Annotated in this window: 11 protein-coding genes; 3 read left to right on the forward strand and 8 right to left on the reverse strand. The window is 70.3% G+C overall.

Annotated features, from left to right (window positions below; all coding sequences use genetic code 11):
- Position 1 precedes the first annotated feature (1 nt).
- The 3 genes from zwf to pgl are packed head-to-tail and all read left to right on the forward strand — an operon-like array spanning position 2 to position 3,470.
- Positions 2 to 1,537: a glucose-6-phosphate dehydrogenase gene (gene zwf / locus MMF93_RS07570; RefSeq protein ID WP_242750325.1), complete on the forward strand. Its 1,536-nt coding sequence runs from the start codon at positions 2 to 4 to the stop codon at positions 1,535 to 1,537.
- Positions 1,534 to 2,697, forward strand: a complete 1,164-nt coding sequence (gene opcA, locus MMF93_RS07575; RefSeq protein WP_242750327.1) for a glucose-6-phosphate dehydrogenase assembly protein OpcA — start codon at positions 1,534 to 1,536, stop codon at positions 2,695 to 2,697. Before zwf ends, opcA begins: the two co-directional genes overlap by 4 nt.
- Positions 2,694 to 3,470: a 6-phosphogluconolactonase gene (gene pgl, locus MMF93_RS07580; protein ID WP_242750329.1), complete on the forward strand. Its 777-nt coding sequence runs from the start codon at positions 2,694 to 2,696 to the stop codon at positions 3,468 to 3,470. The genes opcA and pgl overlap by 4 nt, the downstream gene beginning before the upstream one ends.
- A 361-nt stretch (positions 3,471 to 3,831) precedes the next feature.
- Here pgl and pgi read toward each other — a convergent pair whose 3' ends face one another.
- The 8 genes from pgi to MMF93_RS07620 all read right to left on the reverse strand — a co-directional run bounded on the left by pgi (position 3,832) and on the right by MMF93_RS07620 (position 12,217).
- On the reverse strand, positions 3,832 to 5,487 hold the full coding sequence (pgi, locus tag MMF93_RS07585) for a glucose-6-phosphate isomerase (protein ID WP_242750331.1): 1,656 nt from the start codon (positions 5,485 to 5,487) through the stop codon (positions 3,832 to 3,834).
- Between the two features lie 202 nt (positions 5,488 to 5,689).
- On the reverse strand, positions 5,690 to 6,025 hold the full coding sequence (locus MMF93_RS07590) for an RNA polymerase-binding protein RbpA (protein WP_423835371.1): 336 nt from the start codon (positions 6,023 to 6,025) through the stop codon (positions 5,690 to 5,692).
- Between the two features lie 209 nt (positions 6,026 to 6,234).
- Positions 6,235 to 6,462: a preprotein translocase subunit SecG gene (gene secG / locus MMF93_RS07595; RefSeq protein WP_242750333.1), complete on the reverse strand. Its 228-nt coding sequence runs from the start codon at positions 6,460 to 6,462 to the stop codon at positions 6,235 to 6,237.
- Between the two features lie 274 nt (positions 6,463 to 6,736).
- Positions 6,737 to 7,513 carry a triose-phosphate isomerase gene (tpiA, locus tag MMF93_RS07600; protein ID WP_242750335.1) on the reverse strand — a complete coding sequence of 259 codons (777 nt, stop codon included), beginning with the start codon at positions 7,511 to 7,513 and terminating at the stop codon, positions 6,737 to 6,739.
- A gap of 96 nt (positions 7,514 to 7,609) precedes the next feature.
- Entirely contained in the window at positions 7,610 to 8,842 is a 1,233-nt protein-coding gene (locus MMF93_RS07605) for a phosphoglycerate kinase (protein ID WP_242750337.1), read from the reverse strand.
- A gap of 117 nt (positions 8,843 to 8,959) precedes the next feature.
- Complete coding sequence (gap, locus tag MMF93_RS07610; RefSeq protein WP_242750339.1) at positions 8,960 to 9,964, reverse strand: type I glyceraldehyde-3-phosphate dehydrogenase; 1,005 nt, start codon at positions 9,962 to 9,964, stop codon at positions 8,960 to 8,962.
- A gap of 259 nt (positions 9,965 to 10,223) precedes the next feature.
- Positions 10,224 to 11,201, reverse strand: a complete 978-nt coding sequence (whiA, locus tag MMF93_RS07615) for a DNA-binding protein WhiA (RefSeq protein WP_027736604.1) — start codon at positions 11,199 to 11,201, stop codon at positions 10,224 to 10,226.
- Positions 11,192 to 12,217 (reverse strand): gluconeogenesis factor YvcK family protein, encoded by a 1,026-nt coding sequence (locus MMF93_RS07620; protein WP_242750341.1) that lies wholly within the window; start codon positions 12,215 to 12,217, stop codon positions 11,192 to 11,194. Before MMF93_RS07620 ends, whiA begins: the two co-directional genes overlap by 10 nt.
- Positions 12,218 to 12,222 lie beyond the last annotated feature (5 nt).

The raw sequence follows: 12,222 nt of genomic DNA on the forward strand, positions 1-12,222 counted from the left end.
ATTGAGCAACGTCAGCGGTACGGACAACCCGCTGCGTGACGCTCAGGACCGGCGGCTCCCGCGCATCGCGGGGCCGTCGGGCCTGGTCATCTTCGGCGTCACGGGTGATTTGTCCCGGAAGAAGCTGATGCCCGCGGTCTACGACCTCGCCAACCGCGGACTCCTCCCACCCGGCTTCTCCCTCATCGGCTTCGCACGCCGCGACTGGGAGGACGAGGACTTCGCCCAGGTCGTCCACGACGCGGTCAAGGAACACTCCAGGACCACCTTCCGCGAGGAGGTCTGGCAGCAGCTCGCCCAGGGCATGCGCTTCGTCCCCGGCGAATTCCACGACGACGAGGCCTTCGAAACCCTGCGGGCCACCATCGAGGAACTCGACAAGTCCCGCGGCACCGGCGGCAACTTCGCCTTCTACCTCTCGGTACCGCCCAAGTTCTTCCCCACGGTCGTCTCCCAGCTCAAGAAGCACGGCCTCTCCGACGCGGGGCCGGGATCCTGGCGCCGCGCCGTCATCGAGAAGCCCTTCGGGCACGACCTGAAGTCGGCCCAGGAGCTGAACTCCGTCATCCACGAGGTCTTCCGGGCCAGCTCGGTCTTCCGGATCGACCACTACCTCGGCAAGGAGACGGTCCAGAACATCCTGGCCCTCCGCTTCGCCAACACGATGTTCGAACCGCTGTGGAACCGCAGCTACGTCGACCACGTGCAGATCACCATGGCCGAGGACATCGGCATCGGCGGCCGCGCCGGCTACTACGACGGCATCGGCTCCGCGCGCGACGTCATCCAAAACCACCTGCTCCAGCTCCTCGCCCTGACCGCGATGGAGGAACCCACCTCCTTCGACGCCAAGGCGCTCGTCACCGAGAAGCTCAAGGTCCTCAACTCGGTACGGCTGCCGAAGGACCTGGGCAAGCACACGGTGCGCGGCCAGTACGCGGCCGGCTGGCAAGGCGGCGAAAAGGTGCCCGGCTACCTCGACGAAGAGGGCATCGACCCGAACTCCAAGACCGACACCTACGCCGCCATAAAGCTGGCGATCGACAACCGCCGCTGGGCAGGCGTCCCCTTCTACCTGCGCACCGGCAAGCGGCTCGGCCGCCGCGTCACCGAGATCGCCGTCGTCTTCCAGCGCGCCCCCCACTCCCCCTTCGACACCACCGACACCCAGGAACTGGGCGAGAACGCCCTCGTCATCCGCGTCCAGCCCGACGAAGGCGTCACCATCAGGTTCGGCTCCAAGGTGCCCGGCACCCAGATGGAGATCCGCGACGTCACCATGGACTTCGCCTACGGCGAGTCCTTCACCGAGTCGAGCCCCGAGGCGTACGAACGCCTCATCCTCGACGTCCTGCTGGGCGACGCGAACCTCTTCCCCCGGCACCAGGAAGTCGAACGCTCCTGGGAGATCCTCGACCCCGTCGAGGAGTACTGGGACACACACGGCAAGCCCGAGCAGTACTCCGCCGGCACCTGGGGGCCCCAGAGCGCCGACGAGATGCTCGCACGCGACGGACGGATTTGGCGGCGGCCATGAACATCGACCTCACGGACACCACGTCCAGCCGCATCAACGCCGAACTGGTCAAGGCGCGCCGCTCCCTCGGCTCGCCTGCCATGGGCATGGTGCTCACCCTCGTCATCGTCACCGACGAAGGCAACCACTACGACGCGCTCAAGGCCGCGAGCGGTGCCTCCAAGGAGCACCCCTCCCGCATCCTCGTCGTCGTCCGACGCCCAGGACGCTCCCCCCGCGACCGCGCGCGCCACCGGCTCGACGCCGAGGTCCGCGTCGGCGCCGACGTGGGCGAGGCGGGCTCCGGCGAGACGGTCATCCTGCGGCTGCACGGAGAACTGGCCTCGCACTCCCACAGCGTCGTCCTGCCGCTCCTGCTGCCGGACGCGCCCGTGGTCGTGTGGTGGCCCGAGGACGCCCCACCCAACCCGGCCGAGGACGCCCTCGGCAAACTCGCACAGCGGCGCATCACCGACGCCGCCGCCACGGAGGACCCCGTCGGCGCCCTCAGCATGCGCGCCAGCAGCTACGCGCCCGGCGACACCGACCTGTCCTGGACCCGCATCACCCCCTGGCGCAGCATGCTCGCCGCCTCGCTGGACCAGAAACTGGCCGCCATCGACTCGGCCGTCGTCGAAGGCGAGGAGTACAACCCCTCCAGCGAACTCCTCGCCCTCTGGCTCGCCGAACGCCTGCGCGTCCCCGTCGAACGCCGCATCTCCGAAGGCCCCGGCATCACCGGCGTACGGCTGGAAACCGTCGACGGCCAGATCTGCCTCGATCGCGCCGACGGCGCCCTCGCCGAACTCGCCGTCCCCGGCCAGCCCGACCGCCACGTCGCCCTCCAGCGGCGCACCACCGCCGAACTCCTCGCCGAGGAACTGCGGCGACTCGACCCCGACGAGGCGTACGCCGAAGCCGTCCGCTTCGGCGTCAACAAGATCTCGGGCCCCGACCCGGCCCACCCCACACCCGCCTCACCCGCCCCGGCACCGACGGAGGCCTCCGGCGTGACGGATGCCGCGGCGCAGGGCGCGGTCTCCCCCGAGACCGCAGCCACCGAGCGGCCCACCACCACCGCCTCCTCCACACCGGCGAAGGCCTCCTCCACATCGGCGAAGAAGAAGGCCACCTCACCGTCACCGTCGAAGACCCGGACGGCGAAGAAGGGCCAGAAGTGAACGCGGCAGCCACCGGACGCGACATCCTCATCCACCGCGACAAGGACGAACTCGCCCAGGCCACGGCCGCACGCCTCCTCACGCGTCTCGCCGACGCCCAAGCCGCACACGGCACCGCCTCCGCCGTCCTCACCGGAGGCCGCAACGGCAACGCACTGCTCGCCGCGGTCGCCGCCTCCGGCGACCGCGACCGCATCGACTGGTCACGGCTCGACCTGTGGTGGGGCGACGAACGGTTCCTCCCCGAGAACGACCCCGAACGCAACCACACCCAGGCCCGCGAAGCGCTCCTGGACGCCGTACCACTCGACCCCGCCCGCATCCACGTGATGCCGCCCTCCGACGGGCCCTACACCGGCGACGCCGAAGCCGCGGCGGAGGCCTACGCCACGGAACTCGCCGCCGCGGCGGGGCCCGACGCCACCGAGCGCGTCCCCGCCTTCGACGTCCTCCTCCTCGGCATCGGACCCGACACCCACGTCGCGTCCCTCTTCCCCGAACACCCCGCACTCCGGGAAACGGAACGGACAGTCGTCGGCGTCCACGGCGCGCCCAAACCGCCACCCACCCGCCTCTCCCTCACGCTGCCCGCCATCCGGGCAGCACGGGAGGTATGGCTGCTGGCCGCGGGGGAGGACAAAGCCGGAGCGGTCGCCTGCGCCCTTGCGGGCTCCGGCGAACTTCAGGCGCCCGCCGCGGCGGTGTGCGGGAGTTCCCGCACCCTTTGGCTGCTCGACGAAGCCGCCGCCTCCCGCCTTCCCGCCACCACGTGAGCCCTGGGGGACAGGGGCCTACCCCCTGTCCCCCTCCCCCTCACACGGCAACTTCTTCTCCACCTCAACTGTCGGGCCCTTCCGCCCCCGCGGGAGAGCACTCAACCACCGCTGCCGCACCTGCACGCCGGGCCGCAGCTTCGTGCTTGCCTGGGACGGGCTCCGCGCCCGCGCGGCCCGCCCCCGCACGGGACGTGCAGTCCGGGTGCCCAGGGGCGCCGCCTTGGAGACCGCCGCCCGATCGGGTGACGGGAGGGCGGGAGGGCATGCGGGAGGGGCGGAGACCTCGCCGGTCTCCGCCCCTCCGGGCACTGCTGTGCGGCGCGCGCGCAACAGCACACACATGGGCGCGCGGTTGCCCTCAGGCTGTGCGCCCCCGCAGGGAGCGGTAGCGCTCAACCAGCGTGGTGGTCGAGGCGTCGAGGCCGGAGACGTCCGCGCCTTCGGTGAGGGCGGGTTCCAGGCGCTTGGCGAGGACCTTGCCGAGTTCGACGCCCCACTGGTCGAAGGAGTCGATGTCCCAGATGGCGCCCTGGACGAAGACCTTGTGTTCGTACAGGGCGACGAGTTGGCCGAGGACGGACGGGGTCAGCGCCGAGGCGAGGATGGTGGTGGTGGGCCGGTTGCCGGGGAAGGTGCGGTGCGGCACCTGGGCCTCGGGGGTGCCTTCGGCGCGTACCTCGTCGGCGGTCTTGCCGAAGGCGAGGGCCTGGCCCTGGGCGAAGAGGTTGGCCATGAGCAGGTCGTGCTGGTCGCGCAGGTCGCCGAGTTCGGCGATGGGGTCGGCGAAGCCGATGAGGTCGGCGGGGATCATCTTGGTGCCCTGGTGCAGCAGCTGGTAGTAGGCGTGCTGCCCGTTGGTGCCCGGGGTGCCCCAGACGACGGGCCCCGTCTGCCAGCGCACGGGGTCGCCGCCGCGCGTGGTGGACTTGCCGTTGGACTCCATGTCCAGCTGCTGCAGGTAGGCGGTGAACTGGGACAGGTAGTGGCTGTAGGGCAGTACGGCGTGCGACTGGGCGTCGTGGAAGTTGCCGTACCAGATGCCGAGCAGGCCGAGCAGCAGCGGCGCGTTCGACTCGAAGGGCGCGGTGCGGAAGTGCTCGTCCATGAGGTGGAAGCCGGCGAGCATGTCGCCGAAGCACTCGGGGCCGATGGCGACCATGAGGGAGAGGCCGATGGCGGAGTCGTAGGAGTAGCGGCCACCGACCCAGTCCCAGAACTCGAACATGTTGTCGGTGTTGATGCCGAACTCGGCGACCTTCTCCGCGTTGGTGGAGACGGCGACGAAGTGCTTGGCCACGGCCGAGGCGTCGCCGTCGAACGCGCCGAGCAGCCAGGCGCGCGCGGCCTTCGCGTTGGTGATCGTCTCGATGGTGGTGAAGGTCTTGGACGCGACAATGAACAGCGTCTCGGCCGGGTCGAGGTCGCGGACGGCCTCGTGCAGGTCCGCGCCGTCGACGTTGGAGACGAAGCGGAAGTTCATGTCCCGCCGCGCGTAGGGGCGCAGTGCCTCGTAGGCCATCTTCGGGCCGAGGTCGGAGCCGCCGATACCGATGTTGACGATGTTCTTGATGCGCTTGCCGGTGTGGCCGGCCCAGTGCCCCTCGCGGACCTTGGTGGCGAAGGTGCCCATGCGGATGAGGACTTGGTGCACCTTGGGGGTGACGTTCTCGCCGTCCGTACGCACCCTGGCCGATTCCGGGGTACGCAGCGCCGTGTGCAGGACCGCGCGGTCCTCGGTGACGTTGATCTTCTCGCCCTCGAACATGGCGTCGCGCAGCGGTGCGACGCCCGCCGCCTCGGCGAGCTGCCGCAGCAGGCGCAGCGTCTCGTCGGTGACCAGGTGCTTGGAGTAGTCGATATAGAGGTCACCGACCCGCACGGTGTAGCGTCCGGCGCGCTCCGGGTCGTCGTCGAACAGCCGCCGCAGGTGCGTCCGGCCGAACTCCTCGCGGTGCTGGGAGAGCGCGAGCCACTCGGGCATCTGGTCGAGCTGGGTGCGGCCTTCAGCGTTCATCAGCGAAATCAGCCCATTCCTCTCGTAATGATCCCCGCCGCTCCCCAACCTAGACGATGGACGGCTCGACCGCGGACCGCAGGGGCGGTGTGCGGCCGAGCCGTCCATCGTTCGGTGCTGTGCGGGTGTGGTGCGGAGGCTGTGGGCTACGAAGTGGCGCGCTGCGGCCCGGAGGGGCGTGCCGTGCAGCCGGGCTGTGCGCTCAGATCTCTCCGCGGAGCCTGGCGAGCGCCTCGGCGAGAATGGCCTCGCCGTCCGCGTCGCTGCGCCGCTCCCGCACGTAGGCGAGGTGGGTCTTGTACGGCTCCGTTCGCGGCGGGTCCGGAGGGTTGTCCTGGTCCTTGCCTGCGGGGAAACCGCAGCGCGGGCAGTCCCAGGTCTCCGGGATGTCCGCGTCGCCGGCGAAGCTCGGCTGGGTCTCGTGCCCGTTGGAGCACCAGAAGGAGATGCGGAGGCGGGGCGCGGACTCGCCTCGCTCGGCCTCGCCCATCGGCCCCGCTCCGACCCGGCTGCCCCGGATCGCGTTGCCACTTGCCACGGTCGTAACTCCTGCCTCACGGTGCTACGGAGCAGCGGCCATGCGCGCGCTCCGCTGCGGGCGCCCTAGTGTACGTAGGGCCCAACGCGCGCCCGGTGACCGGAGTTACTGCGTCGGTACCGGACGCGAGCCCTCATGATAGGCAGGGGGTGCGACGCCCTGTCAGCCGTTGTGCAGGCGTCAACTGGCGAACAGCGGGCCGAGAGGCCTCACTCGAACTTCATCAGCAGGCCGAGTACGACGATGACGGCGAACCACAGCAGGGCGACGACGACCGTGATCCGGTCGAGGTTGCGCTCGGCGACCGACGAACCGCCGACGGAGGACTGCATGCCGCCGCCGAACATGTCGGAGAGGCCGCCGCCCTTGCCCTTGTGCATCAGCACCAGCAGCAGCAGCAGCGCGCTGAAGACGATGAGGGCGATAGAGAACCCCATGACCACGGCTGGACCAACTCTCTCGGATCGTCGCTGAACACTTTCGGTTACAAAGTGCTTACGGGGCCGGCGCGTGTGCCCCGGCCCCGTAAGCCTACGACGGGCGAGCGCCCCTCGTCACACGCTGCACAGGAGCGCACCCGGCACGGGGCTCGCGCCTGCCGCGAAGAGACCCCACCGGTCCCGGCAGGACCTCACCGGTCGCGGAAAGGCCTCACCGGTCGCGGAAAGGCCTCACCGGTCGCGGAAGGACCTCACTGGTCGCGGAAGGACCTCACTGGTCGCGGAAGCGGATGATCTTGACGAACTCCTCCGCGTCCAGGGAGGCACCGCCGACCAGGGCGCCGTCGATGTCGGGCTGCGCCATGATCTTGGCGACGTTGCCGGACTTGACGGAGCCGCCGTACTGGATGCGGACCTGCTGCGCCGTCGCGTCGTCATACAGTTCTTCGATCCGCTGCCGGATCGCGCCGCAGACCTCTTGGGCGTCCTCCTCACCGCAGACCTTGCCCGTGCCGATGGCCCAGACGGGCTCGTAGGCGATGACCAGCCCGGCCACGGACTCCGCGGCCACGCCCTCGAGGCCGCCGTCGACCTGGGCGAGGGTGTGGGAGACGTGGTTGCCCGCCTCGCGGACGGACAGCTCCTCGCCGACGCACATGATCGGGGTCAGCCCGTGCTTGAGGGCGGCCTTGACCTTGGCGTTGACGACCGGCTCGTCCTCACCGTGGTACTGGCGGCGCTCGGAGTGGCCGATGGTGATGAAGGTGCAGTTGAGCTTCGCCAGCAGCGGCCCCGAGACCTCACCGGTGTAGGCGCCGGAGTCGTGCGCGGAGACGTCCTGGGCGCCGTACTTGATCCGCAGCTTGTCGCCGTCGACCAGCGTCTGCACGGAGCGCAGGTCGGTGAAGGGCGGCAGCACCGCGACCTCCACGGCCTCGTAGTCCTTGTCCGTGAGCGCGAAGGCGAGCTTCTGGACGTGGGCGATGGCCTCGAGGTGGTTGAGGTTCATCTTCCAGTTGCCCGCCATCAGCGGGGTACGGGTAGCCATGCCTCTCCTGTCTTGTTCGCTTCTGTGCCCACGCGGCGCAGTGCGAGTCTCGTGGTTGTCCGCGGTCCGGCGGCCGCGTGCGCGACGCTCACGGCGTCAGTCCTCCAGTGCGGCCAGGCCAGGGAGCGTCTTGCCCTCGAGGTATTCGAGGCTGGCGCCGCCGCCGGTCGAGATGTGTCCGAACGCGTTCTCGTCGAAGCCCAGCTGACGGACCGCGGCGGCACTGTCGCCGCCGCCGACGACCGTGAGGGCCCCGTTCCCCTCCGAAGAGGACGCGGCGTCGAGCAGGCCCTGGGCGACGGCCTTGGTGCCGTCGGCGAAGTCAGGGTGCTCGAAGACGCCCATCGGGCCGTTCCAGAAGACCGTGGCCGCGTCGGCGAGCTTCGCGGCGTAGAGCTTACGGCTCTCGGGGCCGATGTCCAGGCCCTCCAGGTCGGCGGGGATCGCGTCCGCGGCGACCACCGTGGGATCGGCCGGCGCCTTGGTCTTCAGGTCGGGGAACTCGGCCGCGGCCACCACGTCGACGGGCAGCACGAACTCCACGCCCAGCTGCTCGGCGCGCTCCAGGTAGCCCTTGACCGCGGGGATCTGGTCCTTCTGCAGCAGCGACTTGCCGACCTCGTAGCCCTGGGCCGCGAGGAAGGTGTACGCCATGCCGCCGCCGATGACCAGCCGGTCCGCCTTGCCCAGCAGGTGGTCGATGACGCCGAGCTTGTCGGAGACCTTCGCGCCGCCGAGGACGACGGCGTAGGGCCGCTCGACGTCCTCGGTGAGCTTCCTCAGGACACCGACCTCGGTGGCGATCAGGTAGCCGGCCGCGTGCGGCAGGCGGGCCGGCAGGTCGTAGACCGAGGCGTGCTTGCGGTGCACGGCGCCGAAGCCGTCGCCCACGTAGGCGTCGGCCAGCGCGGCCAGCTCGTCCGCGAAGGCGCCGCGCTCGGCGTCGTCCTTGCTCGTCTCGCCGGCGTTGAAGCGGAGGTTCTCCAGCAGCGTGACCCCGCCGTCGGCGCTCTCGCCGACGGTGGCCTTCGCGCTGTCGCCCACCGTGTCGGTCGCGAACGCGACCTGCCTGCCGAGGAGTTCGCCGAGCCGTCGCGCGACGGGCGCCAGCGAGAACTGCGGGTCGGGCGCGCCCTTGGGGCGGCCCAGGTGCGAGGCCACGACCACCCGCGCGCCGTTCTCGGCGAGCTTCGTGATCGTGGGCACGGCCGCGCGGATGCGGCCGTCGTCGGTGATGGTGTCGCCGTCGAGCGGGACGTTGAGGTCGGCGCGGACGAAGACCCGCTTGCCGCGCACGCCGTCGGCGACGAGTTCGTCGATCGTCTTCATGGCTGGCTCCTGTGGCTCCAGTCGAGGGTGCAGGGGGTGTGCACCGGCCGGACGCGGCATGGGACAGGGCTCGTGCGCGGGGCACGAGCCCTGTCGTTCATCCGCGGCCGCCCGGACTCAGAGCTGGGAGCCGACGTAGCTGGTGAGGTCGACCAGACGGTTGGAGTAGCCCCACTCGTTGTCGTACCAGCCGATGATCTTGGCCTGGTTGCCGTCGACCATCGTGAGGGAGGCGTCGAAGGTGCAGGACGGGGGCTGGTTGACGATGTCCGAGGAGACGATCGCGTCCTCGGTGTACTCGACGATGCCCTGCAGCTGGCCCTCGGCGGCCTTCTTGAAGGCGGCGTTGACCTCGTCCTTGGTGGTCTCGCGCTTGAGGTCGAGCACCAGGTCGGTGACGGACCCCGTGGGGACCGGGACGCGCATGGCGATGCCGTCCAGGCGGCCCTTGAGCTGCGGGAGGACCAGCGCGGTGGCCTTGGCGGCACCGGTCGTGGTCGGGATGATGTTCTCGGCGGCGGCCCGGGCGCGGCGCAGGTCCTTGTGCGGGAAGTCCAGGATGCGCTGGTCGTTGGTGTAGGCGTGCACCGTGGTCATCAGACCGCGCTCGATGCCGAAGTTCTCGTCCATGACCTTCGCCATCGGGGCCACACAGTTGGTGGTGCAGGAGGCGTTGGAGATCACGTTGTGCTCGGCGGCGTCGTACTTGTCCTGGTTGACGCCCATCACCACGGTGATGTCCTCCTGCTTGGCAGGGGCCGAGATGAGGACCTTCTTGGCGCCCGCCTCCAGGTGCTTGGCGGCGTCGTCGCGCTTGGTGAAGATGCCGGTGGACTCGACGACGATGTCGGCGCCCAGCTCGCTCCAGGGGAGCTTGGCCGGGTCCTTCTCGGCCATCGTCTTGAAGGTCTGCTTGCCGACGGTGATGGTGTCCTCGGTGTGGCTGACCTCGTAAGGGAGGCGGCCGAGAACGCTGTCGTACTTGAGCAGGTGGACCAGGGTGGCATTGTCGGTCAGGTCGTTGACACCGACGATCTCGATGTCCGCACCCTGGTTCAGCAGCGCGCGGAAGTAGTTACGACCGATACGGCCAAAGCCGTTGATGCCTACGCGGATCGTCACGAACCGATCTCCTCGCTAGGTACGCCGGTACGAGACACCGGCGAGTGCTGTTTGGATGTCCCCGACCGAGTCCGACCCTACCTCTCCATCGGGGTGGGTCCCACATCGGCCGGGCGGGCCGGGCAGCCGCTCGAACTCGCCGCTCAGGCGAGCGTTTTCCCGCTCGTCGGACAAGTAATTCCACGCTCGCGGGAGCGGCATTCCCCCGCTCATCAGACGAGCGTTCCACCGCTCTCCTGAGGAGCGTTTATCCGGCCTTTCAGCCGACCATTTCCTCGGTCAGATTGGACTCGGTACCCGCAATTCCGAGGTCCTGCGCACGCTTGTCCGCCATAGCGAGCAACCGGCGGATGCGGCCCGCCACGGCGTCCTTGGTCAGCGGCGGATCGGCCAGCGCGCCCAGCTCCTCCAGCGAGGCCTGCTTGTGCTCCATCCGCAGCCGTCCGGCGGCGGCCAGGTGCTCGGGCACCTCGTCACCCAGGATCTCCAGCGCGCGCTGCACTCTGGCGCCCGCGGCGACGGCGGCGCGGGCCGAGCGGCGCAGGTTGGCGTCGTCAAAGTTGGCCAGCCGGTTGGCGGTGGCGCGCACCTCGCGGCGCATCCGCCGCTCCTCCCACGCCAGCACCGACTCGTGCGCGCCCAGCCGCGTCAACAGCGCGCCGATGGCGTCACCGTCACGGACGACGACGCGGTCCACACCGCGCACCTCGCGGGCCTTGGCGGCGATCTGCAGCCTGCGGGCCGCGCCCACCAGCGCCAGCGCCGCCTCGGGCCCCGGGCAGGTGACCTCCAGGGACGAGCTGCGCCCCGGCTCGGTGAGCGAGCCGTGGGCGAGGAACGCGCCCCGCCAGGCGGCCTCCGCGTCGCAGGTGGCCCCCGAGACCACCTGCGGGGGCAGGCCGCGGATGGGGCGCCCGCGGCCGTCGACAAGGCCCGTCTGGCGGGCGAGCTGGTCGCCGCCGGCCACCACCCGCACGACGTACCGGCTGTTGCGCCGCAGGCCGCTGGGGGCCATCACCACCAGGTCGGAGGAGTGCCCGAAGATCTCCAGAATGTCCTTGCGCAGCCGGCGGGCGGCGATGCCCGTATCCAGCTCCGCCTCGATCACGATCCGCCCGCTCACCAGGTGCAGCCCACCCGCAAAGCGCAGGATCGACGAGACCTCTGACTTCCGGCAGCAGGTGCGGGTGACGGGGAGCCGGGAGATCTCGTCCTTCACCGCAGGCGTCATCGCCATGGGCCGATCCTTCCATGCATCCGAAAAATACGGTCGTACGCGGCGGCCAGCAGCTCCGGGTCGTGCCGGGGAGCTCCCCCAGCTGCCGCCACGGGTGCCAGCTCGACCTTCCCGCCGAGCTGATCGGCGGCCTCACTTAGGGAATACTGGTCGGGCACGGCATCCTGGTCGGCCAGCACCACGTCGAAGGTGAGTTTAGGGGCGTGTCGCCCCAAAACCTCCAAATGACGCTGCGGGGAAAAACCGTCCGTTTCTCCCGGTTGCGGAGCGAGGTTGAGTGAGAGGACCTTGCGGGCCTTCGTCTCGGTCAGCGCCTCCAGCAGCTCGGGCACCAGCAGATGCGGGATGACGGAGGAGAACCAGGAGCCGGGGCCGAGAACCACCCAGTCGGCGTCCAGCACCGCCTGCACGGCCTCCGGCACGGCGGGCGGGTCGGCGGGGACCAGGTGCACCTCCTGGACCTCGCCGCGGGTGAGCGCCACGGTGGCCTGGCCGCGGACGGTGGACAGCTCCTCGGGGCGCGCCGGATCGTGCCCGCGCACGCTGGCGCGCAGCTCCAGCGGCACCGCCGACATGGGCAGCACCCGGCCGTGCGCGCCCAGCAGCTTGCCGACCAGGTCCAGCGCCTGCACGTGATCGCCCAGCTGTTCCCACAGTGCGACGATCAGCAGATTGCCGACCGCGTGTTCGTGCAGCTCGCCCCTGCTTTCGAAACGGTGCTGGATCACCTGCGCCCAGGTGCGGCCCCACTCGTCGTCTCCGCACAGCGCGGCCAGCGCCTTGCGCAGGTCACCGGGCGGCAGCACCCCCAGCTCGTCGCGGAGCCGCCCGCTGGAGCCGCCGTCGTCGGCGACGGTGACCACCGCGGTCAGGTCCCCGGTGATGCGGCGCAGCGCCGTCAGCGACGCCGACAGGCCCATCCCGCCGCCGAGCGCCACCACCTTGGGCTGTTTGGAAGTGAAGCCGCGCAGTGCGCCGCGCGGCCCGGCCAGATGCCTGAGGCTCCTACGGGCCATGGGCG

Source organism: Streptomyces tubbatahanensis, from assembly GCF_022699385.1.
GTDB classification, from domain to species: domain Bacteria; phylum Actinomycetota; class Actinomycetes; order Streptomycetales; family Streptomycetaceae; genus Streptomyces; species Streptomyces diacarni.

What these genes read in the sequence shown, in the direction of transcription:
- opcA (WP_242750327.1), top strand. Translation starts at nt 1,534, where the DNA reads ATGAACATCGACCTCACGGACACCACGTCCAGCCGCATCAACGCCGAA.
- pgi (WP_242750331.1), bottom strand. Translation starts at nt 5,487, where the DNA reads ATGAACGCTGAAGGCCGCACCCAGCTCGACCAGATGCCCGAGTGGCTC.
- secG (WP_242750333.1), bottom strand. Translation starts at nt 6,462, where the DNA reads ATGGGGTTCTCTATCGCCCTCATCGTCTTCAGCGCGCTGCTGCTGCTG.
- tpiA (WP_242750335.1), bottom strand. Translation starts at nt 7,513, where the DNA reads ATGGCTACCCGTACCCCGCTGATGGCGGGCAACTGGAAGATGAACCTC.
- MMF93_RS07605 (WP_242750337.1), bottom strand. Translation starts at nt 8,842, where the DNA reads ATGAAGACGATCGACGAACTCGTCGCCGACGGCGTGCGCGGCAAGCGG.
- whiA (WP_027736604.1), bottom strand. Translation starts at nt 11,201, where the DNA reads ATGGCGATGACGCCTGCGGTGAAGGACGAGATCTCCCGGCTCCCCGTC.
- MMF93_RS07620 (WP_242750341.1), bottom strand. Translation starts at nt 12,217, where the DNA reads ATGGCCCGTAGGAGCCTCAGGCATCTGGCCGGGCCGCGCGGCGCACTG.